The organism is Longimicrobium sp., assembly GCF_036388275.1.
GTDB lineage: Bacteria > Gemmatimonadota > Gemmatimonadetes > Longimicrobiales > Longimicrobiaceae > Longimicrobium.
The window spans coordinates 1-25363 of the sequence record NZ_DASVSF010000008.1 but is presented as its reverse complement, the minus strand read 5'-3'; the positions used below and the strand labels follow the sequence as shown (position 1 = coordinate 25363).

At 71.1% G+C, this 25363-nt stretch carries 21 protein-coding genes; 2 read left to right on the top strand and 19 right to left on the bottom strand.

The window, feature by feature from the left end; all coding sequences use genetic code 11:
* Positions 1-23 precede the first annotated feature (23 nt).
* Entirely contained in the window at positions 24-443 is a 420-nt protein-coding gene (locus tag VF632_RS02720) for a hypothetical protein (RefSeq protein WP_331021305.1), read from the top strand.
* 121 nt (positions 444-564) lie between these two features.
* Here the strand turns inward: VF632_RS02720 and VF632_RS02715 are convergent, their stop codons facing one another.
* From VF632_RS02715 to VF632_RS02625, 19 genes are all read right to left on the bottom strand, one after another.
* Positions 565-1392, bottom strand: coding sequence for a hypothetical protein (locus VF632_RS02715; RefSeq protein WP_331021304.1), 828 nt, complete (start codon positions 1390-1392; stop codon positions 565-567).
* A gap of 60 nt (positions 1393-1452) precedes the next feature.
* Positions 1453-2877: an ATP-dependent protease ATPase subunit HslU gene (gene hslU / locus VF632_RS02710; RefSeq protein ID WP_349263963.1), complete on the bottom strand. Its 1425-nt coding sequence runs from the start codon at positions 2875-2877 to the stop codon at positions 1453-1455.
* A gap of 92 nt (positions 2878-2969) precedes the next feature.
* Positions 2970-3512, bottom strand: coding sequence for an ATP-dependent protease subunit HslV (hslV, locus tag VF632_RS02705; RefSeq protein ID WP_331021302.1), 543 nt, complete (start codon positions 3510-3512; stop codon positions 2970-2972).
* Between the two features lie 878 nt (positions 3513-4390).
* Entirely contained in the window at positions 4391-5338 is a 948-nt protein-coding gene (locus tag VF632_RS02700; RefSeq protein ID WP_331021301.1) for a tyrosine recombinase XerC, read from the bottom strand.
* On the bottom strand, positions 5335-6687 hold the full coding sequence (trmFO, locus tag VF632_RS02695) for a methylenetetrahydrofolate--tRNA-(uracil(54)-C(5))-methyltransferase (FADH(2)-oxidizing) TrmFO (protein ID WP_331021300.1): 1353 nt from the start codon (positions 6685-6687) through the stop codon (positions 5335-5337). The genes VF632_RS02700 and trmFO overlap by 4 nt, the downstream gene beginning before the upstream one ends.
* Before the next feature lie 898 nt (positions 6688-7585).
* Positions 7586-10384, bottom strand: coding sequence for a type I DNA topoisomerase (gene topA / locus VF632_RS02690; protein ID WP_331021299.1), 2799 nt, complete (start codon positions 10382-10384; stop codon positions 7586-7588).
* Between the two features lie 3 nt (positions 10385-10387).
* On the bottom strand, positions 10388-10936 hold the full coding sequence (locus VF632_RS02685; protein ID WP_331021298.1) for a shikimate kinase: 549 nt from the start codon (positions 10934-10936) through the stop codon (positions 10388-10390).
* Entirely contained in the window at positions 10929-12131 is a 1203-nt protein-coding gene (aroC, locus tag VF632_RS02680; RefSeq protein WP_331021297.1) for a chorismate synthase, read from the bottom strand. The genes VF632_RS02685 and aroC overlap by 8 nt, the downstream gene beginning before the upstream one ends.
* Positions 12132-12274: 143 nt before the next feature.
* Entirely contained in the window at positions 12275-16240 is a 3966-nt protein-coding gene (locus VF632_RS02675) for a hypothetical protein (RefSeq protein WP_331021296.1), read from the bottom strand.
* A gap of 39 nt (positions 16241-16279) precedes the next feature.
* Positions 16280-18037 carry an AMIN domain-containing protein gene (locus tag VF632_RS02670; RefSeq protein ID WP_331021295.1) on the bottom strand — a complete coding sequence of 586 codons (1758 nt, stop codon included), beginning with the start codon at positions 18035-18037 and terminating at the stop codon, positions 16280-16282.
* Between the two features lie 24 nt (positions 18038-18061).
* Positions 18062-18598, bottom strand: coding sequence for a hypothetical protein (locus VF632_RS02665; RefSeq protein ID WP_331021294.1), 537 nt, complete (start codon positions 18596-18598; stop codon positions 18062-18064).
* Positions 18582-19196 carry a type 4a pilus biogenesis protein PilO gene (locus VF632_RS02660; RefSeq protein ID WP_331021293.1) on the bottom strand — a complete coding sequence of 205 codons (615 nt, stop codon included), beginning with the start codon at positions 19194-19196 and terminating at the stop codon, positions 18582-18584. The genes VF632_RS02665 and VF632_RS02660 overlap by 17 nt, the downstream gene beginning before the upstream one ends.
* A 5-nt stretch (positions 19197-19201) precedes the next feature.
* Entirely contained in the window at positions 19202-19951 is a 750-nt protein-coding gene (locus VF632_RS02655) for a PilN domain-containing protein (protein WP_331021292.1), read from the bottom strand.
* A 40-nt stretch (positions 19952-19991) separates the two neighbouring features.
* Positions 19992-21032, bottom strand: a complete 1041-nt coding sequence (gene pilM, locus VF632_RS02650) for a type IV pilus assembly protein PilM (protein WP_331021291.1) — start codon at positions 21030-21032, stop codon at positions 19992-19994.
* Between the two features lie 162 nt (positions 21033-21194).
* A complete protein-coding gene (locus tag VF632_RS02645) occupies positions 21195-22442 on the bottom strand; it encodes a pilus assembly PilX N-terminal domain-containing protein (protein ID WP_331021290.1) in 1248 nt (415 codons plus the stop codon).
* Positions 22443-22453: 11 nt separating this feature from the next.
* Positions 22454-23314 (bottom strand): PilW family protein, encoded by an 861-nt coding sequence (locus VF632_RS02640; protein WP_331021289.1) that lies wholly within the window; start codon positions 23312-23314, stop codon positions 22454-22456.
* A complete protein-coding gene (locus VF632_RS02635; RefSeq protein WP_331021288.1) occupies positions 23289-23699 on the bottom strand; it encodes a type IV pilus modification PilV family protein in 411 nt (136 codons plus the stop codon). Before VF632_RS02635 ends, VF632_RS02640 begins: the two co-directional genes overlap by 26 nt.
* Positions 23692-24174 (bottom strand): GspH/FimT family pseudopilin, encoded by a 483-nt coding sequence (locus tag VF632_RS02630; RefSeq protein WP_331021287.1) that lies wholly within the window; start codon positions 24172-24174, stop codon positions 23692-23694. Before VF632_RS02630 ends, VF632_RS02635 begins: the two co-directional genes overlap by 8 nt.
* Positions 24175-24304: 130 nt before the next feature.
* Positions 24305-24790, bottom strand: a complete 486-nt coding sequence (locus VF632_RS02625; RefSeq protein ID WP_331021286.1) for a hypothetical protein — start codon at positions 24788-24790, stop codon at positions 24305-24307.
* Positions 24791-25179: 389 nt separating this feature from the next.
* Between VF632_RS02625 and VF632_RS02620 the strand changes: the two genes are divergently transcribed.
* Positions 25180-25363: type II secretion system protein (locus VF632_RS02620; RefSeq protein WP_331021285.1), on the top strand; the 184-nt coding region annotated here is incomplete at its 3' end.

Here is a 25363-nt window from a genome sequence, read left to right as displayed (position 1 = left end):
GGAAACGACCTGCGGAGGAGCCCATGATCCTTCACTGCAACTTCGAAGAGCTGCGTGCGCTGTCCTCGGGAGGCGAGGCCATCGTCACGGCGGCCGAGGCCTCCTCCACGAGCCCGGTCTCCGCGCCGGCCGAAGGCGTGGCCCACGTGGAGCTGCTGCTCCCCCGGCTGACGGGCGACTTCAGCATCGACACGCTCGACGAGCAGCGCCGGGTGCGCAGCGCGGTGCACCTGATCTGCGACGACTTGCGCACGCGGATGGACCAGAAGGTCATCGAGTTCAACCCGGCGCACGAAGAAGCCGTCGCCCTGTACTTCGACTACGCCCACAGCCGCTCGGTGCTTCACCGCGTGGACGTGATCGGCGCCGAGATGACGGGCATCGTCGACCTGATCACCGGCGGGCACCCGGAACTCGGCGGAAGCATCACCTTCCCCGACTGACGGCCGTCCGTCGCACGCGCCCGAAAAGCCCCGCGCCTCGAGAGATGAGGCGCGGGGCTTTCGATTGTCCGCTTGGTGCGGAAAGGATCGGCGGTGCAAGGGCCCACGACACCGGGCGGGCTCAGGGCACGCCCAGCACCGCCCGGCCGCTGCGCATCTCATAAATCCCGAAGCCGATGTGCTCCCACGGCCCCGCCTCGCGGGCCAGGAAGTACACGGCGGGGTCGGTTCCCAGGCGAAAGAACGTCACCGGCTGCACCGCCCGGATCAGCGCGGGATCCACGGGCCCCCACTCGGGATGCCCGAAGAGGCCGCGCACCACCCGCCGCTGCACCGGATCGTAGACGAAGAAGAGCGACGCCCGCCGGTCTCGCCCGGTTCCGTACGCCAACTGCGCCGGCCACTGCACCACTAGGCTCGCCTCGCCCTCCACGCCCAGCGCCAGCGGGGTGCCCAGCTCCACCGCCTCGGCGCGGTCGCCGGGGGCACGCTGCTGCTCCGCGGCCCCATACAGCCGCAGCGCCTCGGCACGCAGCAGGGCCATCCCCGCAGAGTCCAGCGCGACGGGGGCGGCCATGACGGCGTGCAGCGGCGGGCCGGGGCGCCAGAAGAGCACGGGACCGGCAGCGGCGGTGCCGGACGGCACCAGCCCGGCGAGGTACGCCGCCTCGTACTGGTCCGCGCGCGTGGGCCGCACCTGTGCCACGCGCACCCGCGCGGGCCGGCCCGCCGAATCCACGCCCGGCAGCTCCTCGCCGGCAACGAGCGTGTCGGCCAGGTGCGCGCAGTCGCGGACGAAGCGGCGGCCATCGTGGCAGCCCGCGAAGCGTTCGGCGTTGCCCTCGACGAACGAGTCCGGGTCGTACACCCCCAGCACGCCGGCGCGCGCGCCGGGAGCGCACGCGGCCAGCGGCAGCAGGGCCGGCAGGAGCAGGCGAAGGAACTTCATTTCGATGGCTGCGGGATGAAAGCCGCCGCCCCGGCGCGAGACCGGGGCGGCGGGGGCACGCTAGAGGATGTACTTGCGCAGGTCCTCGTCCTCGACGATGTCCTTCAGGCGGTTGCGGACACGCTCGGCATCCACAACGATGTGCTTTTCGGCCATGTCGGGAAGGTCGAACATCACGTCTTCCAGCAGCGTGGTGAGCACGGTGTGAAGCCGCCGCGCGCCGATGTTCTCCATCCGCTCGTTCAGCTGCGCCGCGGTGCGCGCCACCTCGCGCACGCCGTCGTCGGTGAACACCAGCTCCGCCCCGTCGGCCGCGGCCAGCGCGCGGTACTGCGACACCAGGGCGTTCTTGGGCTCCTGCAGGATGCGGACGAAGTCGTCCTGCGTCAGGCTGCTCAGCTCCACCCGGATGGGAAAGCGGCCCTGCAGCTCGGGGATCAGGTCCGACGGCTTGCTGACGTGAAAGGCGCCCGCGGCGATGAACAGCACGTGGTCGGTGCGCACCATCCCGTACTTGGTCTGCACCGTGGAGCCCTCGACGATGGGAAGCAGGTCGCGCTGCACTCCCTCGCGCGACACGTCGGGCCCGCCCGCCGCGCCGCGCTCGCCGGCGATCTTGTCGATCTCGTCCAGGAAGATGATCCCCATGTCTTCCACGCGGTCGAGCGACTCGTTCACCACCTCGTCCATGTTCACGAGCTTGTCGAGCTCGTCCTGCAGCAGAATGCGGCGCGCCTCGGCCACGCTCACCCGGCGGCGCTTGGTCTTCTTGGGAAGCCAATCCTGCAGCATGTCCATCAGGTTGCCGTCCATGCCGCCGCCATCCATGCCGCCACCCATGGGAATCATCATGTTCTCCACGGGCATGCTCTGGCTGACCTCCACCTCCACCTCGCGCTCCTCCAGCTTGCCGTCGCGCAGCAGCTGGCGGAACTTCTCGCGGGTGCGCTCGCGCCGTTCGCGGCCGGCCACGTCCTCCACCGGCTCCGCCTGGCCAGCGGGCGTGGCGAACCACACGCGCTCCTTCTTGTCGCCGTCACCGGCGGGCGCGCCGGCGGCGGGAGCGGTCTGCGACTCGGCGGGGGGGATCAGCAGGTCCAGCAGGCGGTCTTCCACCCGCTTCTCGGCCTCGTCCTGCACCTCGTCCTCGCGCTCGGTCCTCACCATGTTCACGGCCACGTCCACCAGGTCGCGCACCATCGACTCCACGTCGCGGCCCACGTAGCCCACCTCGGTGAACTTGGACGCCTCGACCTTCACGAACGGCGCGCCGGCCAGCCGGGCCAGGCGCCGGGCGATCTCGGTCTTTCCCACGCCCGTGGGGCCGATCATGATGATGTTGTTGGGGGCGATCTCCTCGCGCAGGTCCTCGGCCACGCGCTGGCGGCGCCAGCGGTTGCGAAGCGCGATAGCCACCGACTTCTTGGCCGCGTTCTGCCCCACGATGTACTTGTCGAGCTCGGCGACGATCTGGCGGGGCGTCATCTCGTCCAGCCAGAGCGGCTCCTGGGCCTCGCCCTCCGCGGGCTTCACCTCGGTTTCGTTCGTCGACATCCTATTCAGTTCCCAGCGCGCCGTCAGTCCAGCTCCAGCACGGTGATGTTGGTGTTGGTGTAGATGCAGATTTCGCCCGCGATCTCCAGCGCCTTGCGCACGATCTCGGGGGCGGGGAGCGACGAGTGCTCCTTGAGCGCGCGCGCCGCGGCCAGGGCGTAGCTTCCGCCCGAGCCGATGGCCACGATGTCGTCGTCGGGGGCGATGACGTCGCCGGTACCGCTGAGCATGTACAGGTTCTCGCGGTCGGCCACGGCCAGCAGCGCCTCGAGCCGGCGCAGGTAGCGGTCGCTGCGCCAGTCCTTGGCCAGCTCCACCGCCGCGCGGGAAAGGTTGCCGGGGTAACGCTCCAGCTTTTCCTCGAACTTCTCGAACAGGGTGAACGCGTCGGCCACGGAGCCGGCGAAGCCCGCCAGCACCTTGCCGTCCTTGAGCTTGCGCACCTTGGTGGCCGACGACTTGGCGATGACGTCGCCCATGGTCACCTGGCCGTCGCCGCCCAGCGCGATCTTGCCGTCGCGGCGAACGGCCAGGATGGTGGTGGCGTGGAACGTGGGGATTGCCATATCTCCAAAAACCGGTACGAAAGACGGAGTACGTGCCGTGAACGTCGTTTCAAGGCGGACCGGCTGCGTCCGCCCGCACAAGGTCGCGCGGTTTCAGGGGTTACGCAACCTTTGGGGCCCCTCCCCCGGCAAACTGCGCCGGGAGAGGGGAGAACGCCGTGCCGGAGGGGGCTGGGCCGCGCCTGCGCCCCACAGCCTGTCATCCTGAGGCCCAGGCGCGCCGTGCTCGCCCGCACACCACTCCCCGCGGGCCGAAGGATCTAGCCAGGCGCCACTTCTCGACTTGGGCGCGACAGCGGCATGGGGCCTTGGGCCTCGGACGGGCGCGTGACCTGGGCCCAGCGCATTCCTCGGGCGGGCCCCTCCCCCGGCCCCTCCCCCGGCAAACTGCGCCGGGAGAGGGGGGAACTTCGATCGAGATTCGACGGGCGATCGCTCATGCCGCGGCAGCCCCCTCCCCCCGGCCCCCGTCCCCCGCTGCGCAGGGGAGGGGGAGACCTGAACTGCACTCCGGCTGGCCTCGCGCACCCGACTGGCTCCCTTCCCCCGCGCAGTTTGCGGGGGAAGGGTTGGGGTTGGGGGGCGCCTGCCCGAGCACCGGGCCTGCCTGCCCACACCCAGGCCCGAAGTGTACCCCCTCTCCCACGCTGTTTGTGGGAGAGGGTGGCACGCGTGTCAGCGCGGCCGGGTGAGGGCCCACGGCAGCCGAGGCCTCGGCATCCCTGACCGCTGCCGCGCCCCGGCTTGTACGTGCCCGCGGCTAGATCCTTCGCCCGCGGGGTCCGGTTTGCGGCCGGTTCGGCGCGCTTGGGGCTCAGGATGACAGGCTCTGGAGCGCTCCTCCGAACATAGACTCCCATGCAGGGCCGGGGCCTCTGCTACGCCCGCGGGTGCGCCTTCCGGTACACCGCCTTCAACCGCTCCTTGGACGTGTGCGTGTAGATCTGCGTGGTGCTCAGGCTGGCGTGCCCCAGCAGCTCCTTCACCGCCATGAGGTCGGCGCCCGCGTCCAGCAGGTGCGTGGCGAAGCTGTGCCGCAGCGAGTGCGTGGAAAGCCCCGTCTCGCCCGCGACGCCGCGCAGGAACTCGCCCACGATGTTCTGGATCTGCCGCACCGACAGGCGCTTGCCCGTCTGCCCCACGAACATCGCCCGCCCCTCCGGCCGCGTGGCTCCCGCGATCACCTGCTCGCGCGCGCCGATGTACCCGCGTATCGCCCGCAGCGCCACGCGTCCCACAGGGACGATGCGCTCCTTGCGCCCTTTGCCCATCACCCGCACCCGGTCGCTGACCAGGTCCACGTCAGGCACGTTCAGCCCCTGCAGCTCCGACAGGCGCAGCCCGGCCGAGTAGAACAGCTCCACGATCGCCAGGTTGCGCAGCCCGTGGAACCCGCCCGTCTCCGCGCGCATCTGCGCGGTCTCGAAGAGCCCGTCCATCTGGTCGCGCGTCAGGAACCCGGGAAGGTGCCGCTCGCGCTTGGGGGTGCGGACCGCGCGGGCCGGGTTGGCGTCCACCCGCCCCTCCACGTGAAGAAAGCGGTACAGCGAGCGGACGGACGAAACCTTTCGCGCGATGCTGGTGCGCGACAGGCCGCGGCGGGTGGCGCAGTCGCCCATCCACGAGCGGATCGCCAAGCGGTCCACCCCGCCCCACGACCACTCGGGCGCACCGTAGTAGCGGTCCAGGAACTCGCCGAACTCGCGCAGGTCGTCCGCGTACGCCCGCACCGTCTGGGGCGAGAGGCCGCGCTCGTGCGCCACGTAGCGAAGGAACTCGTCGAGCTCGCCCCCCCGCCGGGCCTCGGCGTCCGCGCGGTCCGTCATCGCGCCGCCGCCGCCTCTACTCCGCCGGTGATGCCGTTCGTCTCCATCCACGCGGCGAAGTCGGCGCGGGCGCGCTCCACCAGCTTTTCGCGCTTCAATTCCTTCTTCTTGACCACCACGTCCAGCGGGTCCAGCAGGCCGAAGTTGCTGTTCATCGGCGCGAAGTGCTTGGGATCGCTCTCGCGCAGGTAGCGCATCAGCCCGCCCATCATCGTCGTCGGGGGCGGAACCGCCGGCTCCAGCCCGCGGACCACGCGGTCCAGGTTGGCGGCCGCCAGGATGCCCACGGCGGTGGACTCGGTGTAGCCCTCCACCCCGGTGATCTGCCCGGCGAAGATCAGCTCGGGGCGGTCGCGCAACGAGCCGTGCGGCGACAGGCACGCGGGCGAGTTCAGGTACGTGTTGCGGTGGATGGAGCCCCAGCGCAGGAACTCGGCGTTCTCCAGCCCCGGGATCGTGTGGAAGATGCGCTTCTGCTCCGGGATCTTCAGGCGGGTCTGGAAGCCCACCAGGTTCCACATGTTCCCCGCCCGGTCTTCGCGCCGCAGCTGGATGACGGCGTGCGCCCACTTGCCATCGTTCCACGGCACCGGCAGCCCCACGGGCTTCATGGGCCCGAAGCGCAGCGTGTCGACGCCGCGGCCGGCCATCACCTCGATGGGCAGGCACCCCTCGAAGTACGGCACGTTCTCCCAGTCGTGCCCCGCGTAGGGCTCACCGGTGTTCAGCGCCTGGATGAACGCCTCGTACTGCTCGCGGTCCATCGGCGCGTTCAGGTAGTCCTCGTCACCGCCCTTCCCCCAGCGCGAGGCGTAGAAGAGCTTGTCCATGTCCAGCGACTCGGCGCTGACCACGGGGGCGATGGCGTCGAAGAACGCCAGCCCCTGGTCGCCCAGCGAGCCGCGGATGGACTGGGACAGCGCGTCGGAGGTCAGCGGGCCGGTGGCCACGATGGCGGGGCCATCGGGAAGCGCCTGCATCTCTTCGCGCACTACGCGGATGCGGGGATGCGCCTCGATGGCCGCCGTCATCCGCCCCGCGAACTCGGTGCGATCCACGGTGAGCGCGGTGCCGCCGGGGATGCGCGATTCGCGGGCGCAGGCCAGCAGCAGCGAGCCGCCGATGCCGAGCGCGTCCATCTCCAGCTTCAGCAGTCCGTGCGCGTTCTGGGGGTCTTCGGACTTGAAGGTGTTGGAGCAGACGATCTCGCCCAGCAGCTCGGTGTTGTGCGCGGGGGTGCCGCGCACCGGGCGCATCTCGTACAGGGTGACGTCGTGCCCGCGCTCGGCGAGCTGGTACGCCGCCTCCGACCCCGAAAGCCCGCCGCCGACTACCGTTACCTCCGCCATCGTATATCCCCTCAACGTTGAAAGAACTTCAGAACCTGATGAGCCGGGCCGTGTCGCATGCCCCGGCGCCCCCCATCCCCAACCCTTCCCCCACAAACTGCGTGGGGGAAGGGAGCCAGTCCGGCGCGCCACCCAAATGCCAGCGCAGCGACGAGCTTGTCATCCTGAGGCCCAGGCGCACCACACTCGCCCGCACACCGTTCCACGCGGGCCGAAGGATCTAGCCCGGCGCCACTTCCCAGCCTGGGCGCGACAGCGGCACGGAGCCTTGGACCTCGGACTCCCCACGCGACTTGGACCCGTCGCATTCCTCGGGCGGGCCCCTCCCCCGGCCCCTCCCCCGGCAAACTGCGCCGGGAGAGGGGGGAACATCGTGCCGGGCAGGGCTGGCTGCCGCTCAGGCCGCGGCAGCCCCCTCCCTCCGTCCCCCGTCCCCCGCTGCGCAGGGGAGGGGGAGACCTGAATCGCACGGCGGCTGGCCTCGCGCACCCGACTTCGCGTGCAGTCCGCGAAGGCGGACTTCGTGACGTTCCAGCCGCGGTTTCAACCGCCCGGACGGGGGCGTGGGCGCGCTCTTCGACCGCCGCCGCACCCAAAGCCTGAAGTGTACCCCCTCTCCCACGCTGTTTGTGGGAGAGGGTGGACGAGCCTAGGCGAGGACGGGTGAGGGCCCCACGGCAGCCGGGGCCTCGGCTACGGTGACCGCTGCCGCGCCTCGGCTGGTTCGTGCCCCACGCTAGATCCTTCGGCCGCGCGGTCCTGTGCACGGCCCGGCCCGGCGCGCCTGGGCCTCAGGATGACAGCCGGCGATCACCCGTCAAACGCATCCGCCCTCCCCCGCGCGCCGGACGCGGGGGAGGGCGGATCGCGCGGCGCCGAAATGCGACGCGACCGCCTTCTACTTCCCAGTCCCGGGCTTCTTCGCCCCCGTGCGACCCACCGTCTTGGCCGCCGTACGCGCGGTGCTCTTCGCCGCCGCACTGCGCGCCGACTTGGCCGTCTTGGACGCCGTCGTCTTCCGCCCCGTCTCCGCCGCCCTGGCCGACTTCGCCGCCGGCCTGGATGCAGACTTCGCGGCGGTCTTCGTCGCGGTCTTCCCGGCCGTCTTCCGCGCCGGCGCCCCGCGGCGCGCGCCCTTCTTGGCCGGCGGCCCCGCCGCGGCGCGTTCCGCCAGGAGGGTGACGGCCTGCTCCACCGTCAGCTCATCCGGTCCTACCCCCTTGGGCAGCGACGCGTTCACTCCGCCGTGCTTCACGTACGGCCCGTAGCGCCCCTCGAAGAGCAGGATGGGCTCGCCGTCCTTGGGGTGCGGGCCCACGGTCTTGAGCGGCTCCACCGCCGCGCGCTGCCCGCGCCCGCCCTTGGGCTGGCTGAGCAATTCCACCGCGCGGGCGAGGTCCACCGTGTAGACGTCGTCCTGCTTGGCCAGCGAGCGGAAGTCGCCCTCGTGCACCACGAACGGTCCGAAGCGGCCCACGCTGGCCTGGATCTCCTTGCCCGTGTCCGGGTGCAGCCCCAGGGTCCGCGGCAGAGAAAGGAGCTTCAGCGCGAACTCCAGCGACAGGTCCGCGGGGTTCAATCCCTTGGGCAGCGACGCTCGCTTGGGCTTCTCCTTGCTCCCCTCCGCGGCCTCGCCCAACTGCACGTACGGTCCAAAGCGGCCCTGCAGCATCATCACCGGCTTGCCGCTGGCCGGGTCCATCCCCAGCACGTCCGGCCCCTCGGCCTTGGCGCGAACCAGCTGCTCCATCTGCTCGTCCGTCAGGTCCGCCGGGGCGATGCCGTCCGGAAGCGACGCGGTCATCGTGTCGCCCTCCGTCCCCATCTCCACGAACGGGCCGAAGCGGCCGATGCGCACGCGGCCCGGCGCGCCCTCCAGGATCACCGTCGACGCCTCGCGCGGATCGATCGCCTCCTGGCCGCGCTTCACCGTCTCGTTCAGTCCCTCTTCCCCCAGGAAGAAGTGCTGGAGATAGGGAAGCCACTCGGCCGTGCCCTCGGCGATCTCGTCGAGCTCCTCTTCCATCCGCGCGGTGAAGCGCGTGTCGACCAGCGAGGGAAAGTTCCGCTCCAGCAGCCCCGTCACCGCGAACGCCGTGAAGGTGGGCACCAGCTGGTTGGTCACCCGGTCCACGTAGCCCCGGTCGATGATGGTGCCGATGATGCTGGCGTAGGTGCTGGGCCGGCCGATGCCCTCGGCCTCCAGCTGCTTGACCAGCGACGCCTCGGTGTAGCGGGCCGGCGGCTGCGTCGCGTGGCTCAGCGCCTCCAGGGTGCGCAGCCCCAGCGCGTCGCCGCGCGCCAGCGGCGGCAGCGGCTCGTCGCGGTCTTCCAGCGCCGCGTCGGGATCGTCGGACCCTTCCACGTAGGCGCGGAAGAAGCCGGGAAAATCGATGCGCTTGCCCGATGCGCGGAAGGTGGCCCCGTCGGCCTCGATCTGCGCCGTCAGGTAGGTCAGCCGCGCGTCGGCCATCTGGCTGGCGACGGTGCGCTTCCAGATCAGCTCGTACAGCGCGCCCTCCACCCCGCTCAGCCGCAGCTCCTCGACCGTCTTCATCTCCGTACCGGCCGGCCGGATGGCCTCGTGGGCCTCCTGCGCGCCCTTGCTCTTCGTCGTGAACTGGCGCGGCTGCGGGCTCAGGTAGTTGTCGCCGTACAACTGGGCGATGCGGCTGCGCGACGCCTTCATCGCCTGGTCGGACAGGTGCACCGAGTCCGTCCGCATGTACGTGATGTAGCCCTCCTCGTACAGCCGCTGCGCGATCCGCATGGTGTCGCGGGCGGAAAGCCGCAGCTTGCGGTTGGCCTCCTGCTGCAGCGTCGAGGTGGTGAACGGCGGATAGGGGCGGCGGATGGAGGGCTTCTCGTCCGTCTCCGCCACCCGCCAGTCCGACGTCCTCAGCCGCTCCTGCAGCGCGCGCGCCTCGTCCCCGCCCAGCAGGACGACGTCGGCGGTCTTGAGCCGGCCGGTGTTCTCGTCGAAGTCGCGCCCCGACGCCACCCGCTTGCCGCCCACCGCCGCGAGCACGGCGGTGAAGGGGGTGATGCCGCGCAGCAGCGTCGCCTTGAGGTCCCAGTAGGTGGCCGACCGGAAGGCGCGCCGCTCGCGCTCACGCTGGACGAGAAGACGCACGGCGACGGACTGCACGCGCCCGGCGCTTAGGCCGCTGGAGATCTTCTTCCACAGCAGCGGGCTGACGGTGTAGCCCACCAGCCGGTCGAGGATGCGCCGCGTTTCCTGCGCGCGCACCAGGTGCTCGTCGATCTGCCTCGGCTTGCGGATCGCTTCGCGGATGGCCTCGGGGGTGATCTCGTGGAAGACGATGCGCGAGACGGGCACCTTGGGATCCAGCACCTGCACCAGGTGCCAGCCGATGCTCTCGCCCTCGCGGTCTTCGTCGGTCGCCACGATCAGCTCGCCCGCGTCCTTCAGCAGCGCCTTGAGCTCGGCGACGATCTTCCGCTTCCCGGCGGGGACCACGTACAGCGGCTCGAAGCCGTCGTCGACGTTCACCCCCAGGCGCGCCCACTCCTGCCCCTTGAACTTGGTGGGGATTTCCGCGGCCGACTCGGGAAGGTCGCGGACGTGGCCCATCGACGCCGCAACCACGTACCCCGAGGGGAGGAAGTTGCGAATCGTCTTCGCCTTGGTCGGCGACTCGACCACCACCAGCCGTTTGTCTTTCTTGACCGCCATGATCTAACGAGAAGGAGTTCCGCTCACCTGGAGGGAGCGGATGTGCCGTTCGATGTCGTCCACGATGGAGCCGACGGCGCGCGCGTCGGTGTCGAGATGCAGGTCTGCCCGGGCGTAGAGCGCTTCCCGCGCCGACAGGAGCCGCTGTACAGCGGCCAGCGGATCTGCCCCGGCGAGCAAGGGGCGTTCCCCCGGCGCCCCGGCCGCGCGCCGCACCGCCTCTTCGGGCGAGACGCGGAGCCAGACGGAAAGTGTCCCCAGGCCCAGCGCGTCCAGCAGGGCGGGCTGGGTGACCCATCCGCCGCCGGGGGAGAGGACGATGGACTCGCGCCCGGCGATCCGCTCCGTCGCCTGGGCCTCCATCGCCCGGAACGCCGCCTCGCCGTCCGCGGCGAAGATGTCGGGGATCCGCCGGCCGGCGAAGGCCTCGATCTCGCGGTCCAGGTCCACGTGCGTCCAGTCCAGCCGCCGCGCCAGCTCCGCCCCCACGGCCGACTTGCCCGACGCCATCATCCCCACCAGGACGACGCGCCGGACGGAACCGTCAGCCAAACGCGCCCCGCGCGGCGATGCGCTGCACGTACCCGTCGAAGTTGCGCCGCAGGTCGGCCATGGTGTCGCCGCCGAACTGCTCCAGCACGGCTCCCGCCAGGACGATGCACACCATCGCCTCGGCCACCACCCCCGCGGCGGGGACGGCGACCACGTCCGACCGCTCGCGCACCGCCTCGGCGATCTCGCCGGTGCGCAGGTCTACCGTCGCCAGCGGCTGCATGAGCGTGGAGATGGGCTTCATCGCCGCGCGGACGACGAGGGGCTGGCCCGTGGTGATGCCGCCCTCCAGCCCGCCCGCGTTGTTGCTCGCGCGGCCGAATCCCCCGCCCCGCGGGTTCCCGGGCTGGGCCACGATGGCGTCGTGCACGCGCGACCCCGGCCGCATCGACCCATCGAACCCCAGGCCGATCTCCACGCCCTTGATGGCCTGGATGGACATCAGCGCGTGCGCCAGCCGGCCGTCGAGCTTGCGGTCCCACGACACGTGCGACCCCAGCCCCGCCGGCACCCCCCGCGCGACCACCTCGACGACGCCGCCCAGCGTGTCGCCCGCGCGCTTGGCGGCGTCGATGGCTTCGATCATGGCCCCCTCCGCCTCCGGGTCCAGGCAGCGGACGGGGGAGGGGTCGGACGCGGCGTTCAGGTCGGCGGGCAGCTCGGCCGGCGCCGCGGCCACGATGCCCCCCAGCGAGGCCACGTGGCTGCCGACGGTGATCCCCAGCTCGGCCAGCATCCGCCGGGCGACGGTGCCCGCAGCCACGCGCGCCGCCGTCTCGCGGGCACTGGCCCGCTCCAGGATGTCGCGGGCGTCGGTGCGGTCGTACTTGAGCGCGCCGACGAGATCCGCGTGGCCCGGCCGCGGAAAGAACACGCGCCGCATCGCTTCGTCGTCACCCTCGGCGGCGGACGGGGCCGGGGACATGGCGTCCGTCCAGTTGGCCCAGTCGCGGTTCCTCACCAGCAGCGTGATGGGAGAGCCCAGCGTCTGCCCGTGGCGCACCCCGGACAGGATCTCGGCGCGGTCAGACTCGATGCGCATGCGCCCGCCGCGGCCGTACCCGCCCTGGCGGCGGCGAAGCTCGCGGTCGAGGTCGTCGGCGGAAAGGGCGAGGCCGGCGGGCGCGCCCTCGACCACCGCGGTCAGCGCGGGGCCGTGCGACTCGCCGGCCGTAACGAAGCGAAAGGTCGGCATGCGGTAAATAAAGCGCCGGGGCCGGGCGGGCGCCAGTGGGACGAAGGCGTGCGAAGGTTCTGGGCCGGCCGCAACGGCGGCTCCGCGGACGACGAAGGGCCTGGCTGAAGCCAGGCCCTTCGTTTTTCCGTGACCGCCGCCCGTCAGGGCGGCGACTGGCCCAGGTCGGCGTAGGTGAGCGTCAGCCCCAGCACGCCGCCCGAGGTAAGGGCGTACAGGCGCAGGCTGACCTCGGCCGGGTCGCCGGCCGCCCGGGGCGCCACCACCAGGGCACCCACCACCGGGTCGCGCGTGTACACCCGCTTGACCAGGCGGAAGTGGTACGCGTCGATCACGTCCACGTACGGTCGGCCCGCCCCGTCGAGCCCCGACACGAAGCTCAGGGCGCTTCGGGAGGTGGTGTAGTCGGCACTTTGCGGGTGCATGGCTACGCCGCCCGTCGGAGATCCGCTGGCCACGGCCCCCTGCCTGCGCAGGTCGGGGGTGAAGTAGTACGCCTCGTTGCCGCGCGCCACCCCCAGCGAACCGTCGCGGTTCAGCCCCAGCCCGATCACCCGCTCGGCCGAGTTGGCGATCAGGTCGCGCACGTCGCCCCGCAGCACGAGCGAGTCACCCAGCGCCTCGAACATGGGGATCCGCGCATTGACCCGGGCGCCCTCGCCCACGGCCACGAAGCGCCGGTCGACGCTCGCCGCCACGAACGTGGTGTCGGCAAAGCCCACGTCCTCGATGTCCGCCCCGATGTCGAGGCGTGCGTCGTACTTGCCTCCCGACGGATTCGCCGGAAGCGACCGCAGCGTGCGAAGCGAGTCCGACACCGTCACCAGGTCGCCGGCAATGCACTCCGGGTCCTGCGTGTCGCCGAAGCGGCGGCGCGGGCACACGATGATGCTGGACGGGGGCAGATGGAACGCCGAGTCGGCATTCACGACGGTCGCCCGCCCGGCCGTCGTCTTCTCGACGTAGCCGGTGAACACCTCCGACCGCAGCTTGCGCTCGTCGTACAGGCGAACGGTGCCGTCCTTGGCCGCGGCCGTGGGCTTGGTGCTGTACACCAGCAGGCCGTTCGAAGCCTGCGTCAGGAACTGGGGCCGGTCGCTGTAGTCGAAGAGGGTAACCGACTGGACCGCCGCGGTGGTCGTCGAGAAATCCACCCCGAACAGCCGCTCGTTCCGGGTGAGGATGCGCCTGTCCTCCGCCAGCGATCCGTCCAGCGCGATCACCGAGATGTTGGTGCCGCCGCTGTTCGCCACGTATAGCGAATCGGCGTTGCGCCCCAGGGCCACGCCCCAGGGCTGCGCGCCCACGTTCACCGATCCGGAGTACGAGGCAGCGCCCAGCGGCAGCAGCTCCACGCGGTTCCGGGTGAAGTTCGACAGGTACACGTAGCTGCCGTCGGCCACCAGGTCCGGGATCACGTCGTTCCCGTTCGGGCGGCGCACCGTCGTGCCCCGGGCGATGAACACGGGCACCACCCGGCCGCTGATGCTGGTGATCACCACCCCGCCGGGGCCGGCGAGGCAGTCCAGCTGCTGCGGCGTGTTGGGCGTGACCGCCGCGCCGCAGTTGCCGCTGGAGTCCTTGGACCAGGCGGTCACCTCCAGGTCCACGCTGGCGGTGTCGAGCGGGCTCAGCCCCAGGTCGGAGAATTGGAAGCGGAAGGTGCCCGTCGTTACGGGCCCGGCGCCCCGGTACACCCGCAGGGTGTCGGGCGCGCCGGTGCCGCGGCGGATGGCCAGCACGGTCACGCCCACCGAGTCTACCCGCGTCTCGTCGACCCCCGTCACCGTCACTTCGAACGAGTCGGCTTGCTCCACGGTGGCGCGGACGTTGGTCTGGAACGTGGTCCGCGGCCGGATGCGGTCCACCTCGGCCGCGCGCACCTGCACCTGCACGGGAACCGCGGTGCCCGCCTGGAGCGCCCCCGAAACGGTGCTGGCGTCGATCTGCAGCGTACCGTCCGCCGCCAGCAGCGGAATGTCGATCACCAGCAGGGTGTCGACGCTAGGCCGGGGCGTGGGCAGCGAGAACGTGGTGTCGAAGGCGAACACGCCCGACCCGCGCACCCGCACCGAGGTGATGAGGTCGCGCGAGTCTTCGGCCAGCACCCGGATGCGCAGCTCGGCCCCGCCGCGCGGGTCCTGCCCGGCCGGAATCGACACCTGCACCCGCGGCCCGCCGATGGAAACGAGCGCCGTGTCCGCCGTGGAAAGCCCCGCCGAGTCGGTGGCGGTCACCACGATCATCACTCCCGATTCGCGCGCGGTGTCGGGTGCCGCCAGGAGGAAGCGGTCGAGGATCGTGTCGGTGACCACCCGCGAACCGCCTGCCAGGTTCACCGTTTTGCTGACGTACCGCTCCACCGTGGTGTCGGTGCCCAGCGCCACGCTGCCGCGTACGGAGAAGCCCTCGAACACCACCTGCGCCAGGCGGCGGTCGTCGCGCACGCGCGCCCGGACGAACACCGAGTCGCCCACCGCGATGGTGCCGGTGCGCGCGTCCGGGAGAACGATGTCCACCGACGGCGCCGCGGACGGGCCGCCGATGTTGATCCGCACCGTGTCGGAACGGGAGTAGCCCGTGCTGTCCACGGCGGTCACCACCACGTACACGCCAGACTCGCGCGCCGTGTCGGAGGTGGCCGTCAGCACCCGCTGAAGGGTGGTGTCGGTTACCGCGCGCCCCGAGGACGCAAGGTCCACCTCTCGCGTGGCATAGCGGGGCACGACCACGGCCGTGCCCTGCGCCGCGTCTCCCCGGATCGAGAAGGCCGAGAAGGTTACCCGCGCCAGGCGCCGGTCGTCGCGCACCCGGGCGCGCACCACGAGCGAGTCGTGAAGGAGAACCGTTGCGCCCGGAGCCGGCGAAAGCACGTCCACCAGCGGCGCGGCCCCGTTGCCGGCGATGGTGAACCTCACCGTGTCGGCACTCGTGTAGCCGGACGTATCCACCGCCGTGACCACCACCAGCACCCCCGATTCGCGGGCGGTGTCGGGGGTGGCGGGGAGCAGCCGCTCTACGGTGGTGTCGGTCACCACGCGGCCGCCCTCGAGCAGGTCGGCCTCGCGCGCCTCGTACCGGGGAACGAGCGTGGCCGTGCCCTGGGCCGCGTTGCCGCGCACCGAGAACGCCTCGAAGCTCACCCGCGCCAGGCGCCGGTCGTCGCGCACGCGGGCGCGCACCAGCAGCGGCTCGCCCAGGTTCACCGTTCCGTTCGCCGCCGGGGCCAGCACGGTGACCAGGGGTGCCGCCCCCTGCCCGCCGATGGTGATGCGGACCGTGTCGGCGGTGGTGTAGCCCGACGAGTCGGCGGCGGTCACCACCACGTACACGCCCGATTCACGCGCGGTGTCGGGGGTAGCGCGCAGGTAGCGGCTGATCGTGGTGTCGCGAACGGCCGGGCCGGTGCCCGGCATGCTCACCTCCGTCGCCAAGTACCGGGGCACCACCACCGCCGTGCCCAGCGCCGGGTCGCCCCGGACCGAGAAGGCGGAGAACGTAACCCGCGCCAGCCGCCGGTCGTCGCCGACCCGGGCCGTGACCAGGAGCGAATCGCCCAGGTTCACGGGGGCCGAGGCAGGCGTCGGCGACAGGATGTCCACCGTGGGCACCACCACCTGGCGGATGATGTTGATCCGCGTGGTGTCCGCCGACTTGTTGCCCGCCGAGTCCGTGGCGGTCACCACCACGAAGATCCCGTTCTCTCGCAGGGTGTCGGGGGTGGCCAGGAGGAAGCGGTCGATGGTGGTGTCGGTCACCGCCCTGCCCGTCTTGCTCAGGTCCACGTCCTTGCCGACGAACCGCGCGACGGCGGTGTCCGTGCCCAGCTCGGGGCGCCCCCGCACGGCGTACGCCTCGAAGGTCACCTTCACCACGGCCCGGTCGTCGCGCACGCGCGCCCGCACGAACAGCGAGTCGCCCGCGTTCACCGCCGGCGTCTGCGCGTCGGGAAGAACCACGTCGACGGTAGGCGCGGCCTTGTCCTGGGTCGTCTGTCCGGGGCCGGGGCCGGTGCCCCCATTCCAGGGGTTGTCGCCCGTGCACGCCGAGAGCAGCGCGGCCAGGGCCAGGGCCGCCGCGACGGCGGCCCTGCTGCGGAGGAATTTCATGGTAGGTACTGCGTTGTTGGATACGAAAAGACCCGTCCGTCAGCGATCCTGGCGGACGATGTGCGGGGTGACGAGAATCAGCAGGTCCTGCTTGCGCTCCGACCGGTTGGTCACGCGGAACAGCCCACCCACGATGGGCAGGTCCATCAGGAACGGAATGCCGCGGCGGGTGTCGGTGACGCGCGTCACCGTCAGCCCGCCGATGACGACGGTTTCGCCGTCGCCTACCAGCACCTCGTTCTCGGCCTGCTGGCGCGACACGTTCAGCAGGTTGTTGGAGGTCTCGGTCGGGTTGGAGTTCTCGGCCCGCAGCGACATCCGCACCCGGCCGTCGGCCGTGATGTGCGGCGTCACCTCGAGCTCGATCCCCGCCTCTACCTGCACCGGCTGCAGGGTGATGCCTCCGCCCCCGGCGCCCGCCCCCGCCGACGCGGTGAGGAAGGTGATCTCCTCGCCCACGAAGATGCGGGCGGTGCGGTTGTTCAGCGTGGTGATCTGCGGCATGGCCTCGACGTCGGCGATGCGCGTTTCCTGCAGCGCGCTCACGAGCGCCACCAGCGAAAAGCGGTTGGCCAGCAGCAGCGAGATCGCCACGTCGAGGGTGGCGTCCTCCACCTCCGACGCGGCGTTGCCCACGGCGCCGATGGACGGACCGCCCAGGACGAACCGGTCGTTGGGGGTGCTTTCACCCGTCGGCTGGCCGGTGTCGGGATCGTAGAGGGGGCTCTCGATAATACCACCGAAGCTGTTGCCCTGGAAGTCCTTGAGGTCGTAGCGGATTCCCAGCGCCTCCAGCTGCGTGCGGTCGACGAAGATGATCTTGGCCTCGATGGCCACCTGCGCCACCGGCACGTCGAGGGTGGTGAGCAGCGCCTCGATGTCGGCGACCACCCGCGCCACGTCGGTAACGATCAGGGTGTTGGTGGCCGTGTCGGCCGAAAGGCTGCCGCGCTCGGTCTGCAAATTCTCGAACGTCCCGGCCAGGTCGCCCGCGTTCACGTAGTTCACGCGGAAGGGGCGCGTGACCAGGGGCTCGGCCTGGGCGCGCGCGGCCAGGTTGGCCACCTGGTCCACGCGGATGATGCCCCCCGAAAGCTCCTCGGCCGCCAGCCCGTAGGCCTGCAGCATGGTGCGCAGCGCCACGTCCCACGGCTGGTTGGTGAACGACACCCCGTCCACCACGATCCCCGAAACGTCGGTGCCCGCGATGATGGAGCGCCCCGAGAACTCGGCGAAGGTGGCCAGCACGTCGCGCATCTCGGTGTTCTGGAAGCTCACCGTGATCCGGCGCCCCTGCGGAGGCTGCTGCGCCGCGGGGCGCGGGGCCGGCGTCGTGCGCGCCGACGCCTGCCGCGAGGCGGAAGCAGCCCCGCTGCTCCACGGCTGGAAGGCCGCGGCGCCCGACTGCAGCGACACGCGCAGCCCGCCGGCCACCTGCTCCACCGTGTACCGGGTTTCGCGGTCCAGGTCCAGCACCAGCCGCACCACGTCTTCCGAGTGCTGGCTGGTGCGCACCCCGCGCACGCCGCCGCGGTCCAGCCCCTCGTAGCGGTTGGAGGGCAGCCCCAGCCGCGCGTTCTGGATGTCGACCACCACCCGCGGGGGCCCCGCGAGGGCGAAGTCGCTCCACGTGACCGTGCCGCCGGCGATGTCCACCGTCAGCTCGGTGCGCCCGTCGCGCCCCTCCAGGCGCAGGGCGGCCACGCTGCCGTCCATAGCGGGGGGCGCGGGGAGGGGGGCAAGGGCCAGCAGCGCCGGCACCAGCAGCAGCGCCATCCACGCTTTGCGCACGATCATTGGTCGCCTCATGGTCAGAATCTCCTATGGCCTGCGTGCGGCGGGCGCCGGCGGCGGCGGAGCCGCCTGGGCCGGTGCGGCCGGTACCGGGGCCGACGTGGGGGGCGGGGCCGGCCGGCCGGCGCGCGGCACCTCCATCGAATACACCCGGCTTACCCCCATCTCTTCTTCGCGCACGTCCACCCGGCGGGGATGGATGCCCACCACGGTGATGGCGCCCAGCCGCTGCCCCACGCGCAGGCGCACCCGCTGCGTGCTGTCGGGAAGCGCGAACACCGCCACCGACTGGCGCGGGTTGGCGCTGTACACGATGCCCAGCAGGCGCAGGTCCTGCGCACGGACCCCCATGTCGTCGCCGCTCAGCAGCGGCAGGAAGGGGTCGGGGCGCCCCGCCGCCGGATAGCGGAACACCTCGCGGCGGTACACCTCGGCCTCGGGAAGCGACACCGCGGCCGTGCTGTCGCCGGGCGCCACCGCCGCCTGCTGGGCGGCGACGCCCGCGGCGGCGAGCACCAGGGCGGCAAGCGCCGCGCGGAAGGCTCGTTCAGGCGCTCGCGTCATCGTCGGCCGCAGCGGTGGGGATCACGTAGGTCTCGATGGAAAAACGGGCTTCCAGCTCCGCCGTGCGCCCCGCCGGCGCCGCGCCGGACGCGGCGCCGGCCTCGGCGACCGGGGCCACCGTCAGGTTGGTGGGCGTCACGATGCGCGGCAGCGAGGCCACCCGCGTCAGGAACTCGCCGATCTGGTGGTAGCCGCCGGTCACCGCCATGTCGTACACGCGGCGGGTGAAGAAATTTTCCTCGGTGGCGCTCACCGGCTGGATCAGGTGAATGCGCACCCCCGCCCGCTGCGCCTCGGCCGAGATGGCGTCGAGCAGGTTGGGCACCTCTTCGGCGGAGGGGATCAGCCCCTCGGCCAATTCCAGCTGCTGCCGGTACAGCACGAGCTGCTGGTCGATCTGCCCCTCGGCGCCGCGCGTGAGGGCGCGGCTGCGCGAGTTGACCGTTTCCAGCGCCTCGAGCCGGGCCTGCATCTGTCCGATGCGGGCGCTGCGCGGCGTGTACAGCCGGTCGTAGAACCCGAAGGCGATCAGGGCCAGGAACACCCCGCCATACATCAGGTTCTTCTTCTGCTGGGGGTCCAGCGGGGGAAGCGCCATGCGCGTCACCGGGCGTTGAGAAGGGGTACCGTCTCGACCAGCGACGGGTCGGGCTGCTCCCAGCGGGCCTCGAGAGAAAACTTGAGCACGCTGCGCCCCTGGAAGTCGATCTGCTCGCTGGTGATCAGCGCCACGTCGCGGATCATGGGCGACGCCTCGAGGTTGCGCATGAACCGCGTGAGCGCCTGGGTGGAGCCCGCGTTCCCCTCGACGTTGAACGAGGGCCCCGCGGCCACCGCCGCCTGGGCCGACGCCCTGGCGACCGAGTCCGCGCGCGCCTTGGCGGTGTCGGCCGGGGCCGCGGCCGGCGCGGGCGCGGGCGCGGGCGCGGCATCGGCGCCCTCGTCCTCCAGCACGGCCATCTTGGTCAGCCACATGAAGGGCGGCGTGGCGCGGCTCACCTCGTCCATCAGGTGCGGCCACACGTAGCGGCGCACGTCGACCTCGCGGATCACCTCGATCTTCTGGTCGATGGTGTCCTTGCGCGTGTCGAGCGTCTTCATCAGGGCGATCGAGCGCTCCAGCCGCACCGAGTCCTGCACCTCGCGGTTCACCTGGGCTTCCAGCGAAGCGATCTTCTGCCCCGAGGTCCAGAACCAGAAGGTGGACAGGGCCAGCAGCAGGACGGCCGCGCCGCCCAGCCCCGCGATCCGCGGGTCGCCCCCCAGCCGGGGCAGCGCCACGCCGGCCCCGGGGCGGCGGGCGGCCGTCGGGCGCTTCTGCGCCCCGCCGGGAAGAAGGTTGATCTCGATCACGTGCGCGTCTCGGGCAAAAGGGCCGTCATGGGCGCGGGCCTCAGGCGGCGGCGCGAAGGGCGAGCCCCACGGACAGCATCAGCATGGGCGCGAGCTCGTCGACCGGAAAGAACGCGGTGACCCCCGGGCGCACCTTCAGGCGCTGCAGCGGCGTGGCCACCTCGGTGCGCGCGCGCAGCCGCGACGCCAGCACGTCGACCAGCCCGGGAATGCGGGCGCCGCCGCCGCACACGTACACGCGTCCGGGGCCCGCCGCCTCGCCGCCCAGGAAGGCCAGCGCGCGCTCCACCCCCACGGCCAGGTCTTCCGCGCCCTGCTTCAGCAGGTCCTGGAACTCGCCGGCACGGGGCGAGCGGCCCTGCAGCACCGCGTCGGCCTCGTCCACCGTCAGCCCGTGCATGCGGCGCATGTCCTCGCGCAGCCGCCGCGAGCCGAAGGGCACGTCGCGGGTAAGCACCAGGGCGCCCTCCTGCAGCACGTTCACGGTGGCGATCTCGTGGCCCACGTTCACCAGCGCCGCCACCCCCTCCATGGCCTCGGGGTAGTTGTACTCGAAGGCGTTGTGAAGGGCGAACGAGTCCACGTCCACCACCTGGGGGAGCAGCCCCGCGTCGCGAAGCAGCCCCACCCGCTGGTCCACCACCTCGCGCTTGGCGGCCACCAGCAGCACGCTCATCTGCAGGCCGTCGTCCAGCGGGTCCAGGATCTGAAAGTCCAGCTGCACGTTGGCCATGTCGAAGGGCACGTACTGCTCGGCCTCCCAGCGAATGACCTCGCGCGCGTCGGTCTCCTTCATCCGGTCCATCTGGATTTTCTTGACCATCACGTCGCGCCCGCCCACCGACGACACCAGGCGCCGGGGCTTCACCGCCGCCGACTCCATGAGCGACCGCACCGTTTCCACCACGATCTGCGGGTCCATGACCTCGCCCTCCACGATCGCGTCGGCGATCAGGGGGGTGTGCGACACGTGGGTGAGCTCGGGCTCGGCGCCGGAATGGTCGACCACGGCCACCTTGATGAAGCCGCTGCCGATGTCGAGCCCGACCGTGCTCTTGTTGCGGCGCAGGAACGAAACCATGTACCCGTGTCTTTCGTGCGGGAACACCGGCGCCGCAAGGTGCCGCGGCTCAGTGAGGCGGGTGGAATGTGGTCAAGGAAGGCCGTGCATACGTTAGTGCGGGCATGCGCCGCCGTCAAGACATACGGCACATGCCCGCCCTACCCCGTGCCACTGCGGCGTTTACCGTATCAGTTCGTACCAGGAGAATGTTCCGCCGGACCGGGCCTGCGGCGCGTTGTCGAGCGCGGAGTTGTTCATGGCCCGCTCGGCGTCCTTGATCCCGCAGGTGTTGTAGCGGATGGTGGCGTTGCCGCTGACGTTGTCGGCGACGGCGCTGTTGGCGCCGAAGGCCACCACCGAGCCCTCGATCTTGGCGTCCTCGCCCCCGGACCCGCCCTTGATGTCCATGTCGCCTTCCACCAGCAGGATTCCCTTGAAGACGAAGTTGCCCTGGATCCTGAGATGGCCGTTGAGGATGACGATGATTCCCTGGCCGTAGTCGCCGTTGATCACCACCGTCTTGTCGGCCAGGCCGCTGGCGTCGATGGCCACCACCATGTGGAGATCCGCGGCGGCCGTGCTGGGGCAGGTGACGCCCAGGGCGGCGGGGCACCCCCAGTTGTACTTGCGCGGAGTGGAGCTGTTGGAGTTCGCGCGCGTGTTGTGGGAATAGTTCGGCGAGTCCCACATTGCGCCGAACTTGATGCCGGCGTTCTCGGCCAGCGAGCGCAGGGTGACCCCGGGCCCGAGCAGGCGCTCGGCGAGTTCGGCCTTGGTGAAGCTGGTGGTGCCTTTCGCCCCGTCGAGGTTCTTGTCGCCGGCATCGATGCAGTTCGTGGTTCCGGGGGGGCAGGCGTCGGACGTGACCTGCACCGCGAAGTCGGCCTCGTTGTCGGCGGCGCCGCAGTAGTTGCTGTCGTTACTGCCGTTGCTGATGACCGAGCTGCCGCTGATCTTGATCGCGCCTCCCGAGGTTGCCCCCGAGTTGATGGAGGTGCGCAGCGGCTTGGCCGAGCGCTTCGCGGCGATGAACGCCCCCACCCCCCGGCCACGCCCGTTCGCCGGCTGAACCAGCAGCGAAAAGATCTCGGTGCGCGTCATGGGGTCTGAGTCCGTGTTCCTGGCGTCCGACATCCGGTCGACCTGGACCGTGTACGCCGCCCCGCCCGGCCCCTGGACGGCGCCGGCGAGGGTAGGGGCCATACCCCGGCCGGCTCCCAGCCGGTCGGCCACGTACTGCTCCAGCGCCGCGTCGGCGTCGAAGAGCGACGCGGCACCGGTGCGGTGGGCCGCGCTGATGGCGAACTCGGTGGACGAGGTGAAGAGGGCGGCGGTGACCAGCAGCGACACCGCCACCAGCCCCATCAGCGCCACCGGCAGTGCGGCGCCGCGGCGATTGCGGGCGGGCGCCAGGTTCGGGAGCATCATCGGCATGGCCTTTAGTTGCGGATCTGGACGGTGACGGAGTCTTCTTCTACCTGCTGGCTCCCACCGGGCCGGGGTACGCTGACGGTGCGCACACGGAACCGGATCATCTCGATGTTGCTGGCCGCGGCGGCCAGGCCGGGGGCGACACCGATCGAGACGGGGGGATTGCCGCTGAGGTACTCGAACCCGACGAACTGGTCATCGACGGGGCCGGCCAGAGGCTGCATGTCGCTGTTCCCGGTCCCGCTGCCGTCGCTGCGGCGGATCCACCGCTCCCCCTGCGAGACACCCACGTCGTAGCGGACCAGCTGGTACACGGCGATCCGGTCGCCCGCGGCCGCGGTCAGCGGATGTCCCGCGCCCGTCAGCGTGACCGCCTCGACGTTCCCTGCCGCGCCGGGGCAGGTCCCGAGCGGGGCCGGCGCGGTGGCGGTGACGGTGGCGAGCGCGGGCACCGCGGGAAGCCAGGCGTTGCCTCGATACACGATCAGGCCGGCGCCCTCCCCCGTTGGGAAGGGGTCGGCGCCGGCGATGACCGGGAAGAGCGCCGTGGTGGTGTTCGCGCCGGCTGTGCTGCAGACCACGCCCCACCTGCGGGGGAGCATGAAATCCAGCCGCTGCGCGTCTGCCCGGAGCAGCCCGTCCGAGATGGCGCCGCGAAGGTCGCTTCCCACGATTTCCAGCGCTCCGCGCGCGTTCTGCTGCACCTGTTCGCGCGCGCTCTGCGCCGCGGCGGTGCGGGTCTGGCCGCTCACGAACTGGAGCACGACGGCCACCAGGATGCCGCCGATGACCAGCGAGATCATCAGCTCGGCGAGCGTGAAGCCGCCGCGGGCACGGGCCCGGTCAGTTGTTGAGGGGAGTGAGCGCACGGCCAAGGACGGTGACGGGTTGCAGGCGAAGGTGGTCCCCGGACGGCGGGGTCACGGTTACGGTGATCTGCCACATCGTACCGGCATCGGGCTGCACCTGGGGGTTGGCGACCACGTCCACGCTGCCGCCCCCATCCAGGGCGTAGCGCTTGGCCTGGGGCTGTCCTCCCGCCCGTACTGTCTTGAGCCCGGTTTCCAGCTCCTGCGTAGCGATCAGGGTGTACTGGGTGGTGCGATTGGCCATGCCGATCTGGCGGCTGGCGCCGATGGCCATGGCCTCGACGCCCAGCAGGCCGACGGCCAGGATGACCATGGCCACCAGGACCTCTACAAGGCTGAACCCCGCGTCGGCCCGCGGCCGGGTGCCTGCCGGATCACTAGTCACGGATCACTCTTCCCACGATGGTAACGGTTATGACGTCCGTCAGCCCGCCCTGGCGGGTGATGACGAGATTGTCTCCCAGGCCGGCCCCGGTGCGGCGCATGCCACGCGAGTCGAAGGCGATGCGTGCTCCGGCCGGGGCGGTGACCGCCACGCCGCGGGCGGTGCCCTCGAGCGTGACGTTCTTGACGACCCGCGCCACGGTCCCGTTCGGAGCATCGACCGTCACCATGTACTGTGACGGGGTGACGAGACGGAACGACGCGGTGTTGCCTTCACGCACGGCCTGCGTGCGGGCCAGCGCCAGGTCGGCGAGCACGTGCGAGGTGGCGCTCCGGGCCGTGAAGTACCGGATGGTCGCGGTGAACCTGGGCCCGGCCATGGCCAGGACCAGCCCCATCAGGAGCAGGACCACCATGAGCTCGAGGAGCGTGAAGCCCGCGCGACCGCCGCGGCGGATGTGGTGTGCGCAAATCATGCTGACACCCCACGTAACATCCGTGCCCAATCCGAAACCCTGAAACGGCGCCGTTTCAGCCTCCCTGCCACCCGGCCTCGACCCGAAGAACCTGCGGTGGCCGGAAAACTTTTCCGGCTCCGCGCGGCCGCTACCGGCTCCGCCGCACCCGTCCCGCGACCGAAAGGAAGAGGCTGTCGGCGTACGTCCGCTCGTGCACCCACACGGTGCGGTTGTTGAACCCGCGCGGCAGCCCGCGCGAGTTCACCGCCAGCGAGTCGAGCCCGTTCATTTCCATGCACACGCGCCCACCCGCGAGGCGAAGGTCGACGACACGCGACGGGCCGGCGGGGTGGGGCTGGCTGTGCACCCGGTACCGGAACCCGGCCCGCCGGCCGCGGAAGCGCACCTGGCAGTCGGCGGAAGGCTCCAGCACCAGCACGGCGGTGTGGCCTTCGCGCACGGCCAGCATGCGCACCAGGGCCAGGTCGCCCGCCACGAGGTTCGCGGCGCTCCGCACCCTCATCCGCGCGAGCATCCCGTCCAGCCTCGGCACTCCCATCGCGCACGCCAGGCCCACGATGCACAGCACGGCCAGCAATTCCACCATCGTGTACCCACCTCTCCGTACCTCCATGCCCCACCTCCATCCACCGCCCGGAAACCATCACGTCCACCGCTGTCCAGAATGTAGGGAGGTGAAGGCCGGAAGTCCTAACCGCCACCCGCCACGAGTGCGACGCGTTTTTGAGGACATTCCCGAGGTGTGGCGGGCGGGGGATACGTTACGGTCCGGGCGGTCCGCGCCGGAGCACCGGACAGCATCCGCGCGCCCGCAAGCATTCTGCACGAAATCCAGCACTTTGCCGCGCCTCGACGGCGCGCGGCAGCGCCGCAAGAGACGCAAACACGCCTCTGGCAACGACTTGCAGAATGCCGGGCAGGTGGTACGGCCGTTGCCTTACTCCGTGCCAGCAGCACGGCATCAGTGCTGAAGCGCCCAACCAACCCAGCAGGAGCACCCCCATGCGCAACGTCCGCAACAACAAGGGCTTCACCCTGATCGAATTGATGATCGTCGTGGTCATCATCGGCATCCTGGCCGCCATCGCCATCCCCAAGTTCAACGCGGTGTCGAAGAACGCCAAGCAGGGCGAGGCCGGCACGGTGCTGAAGCAGATCTGCACGCTGGCGCAGACCTACAAGGACC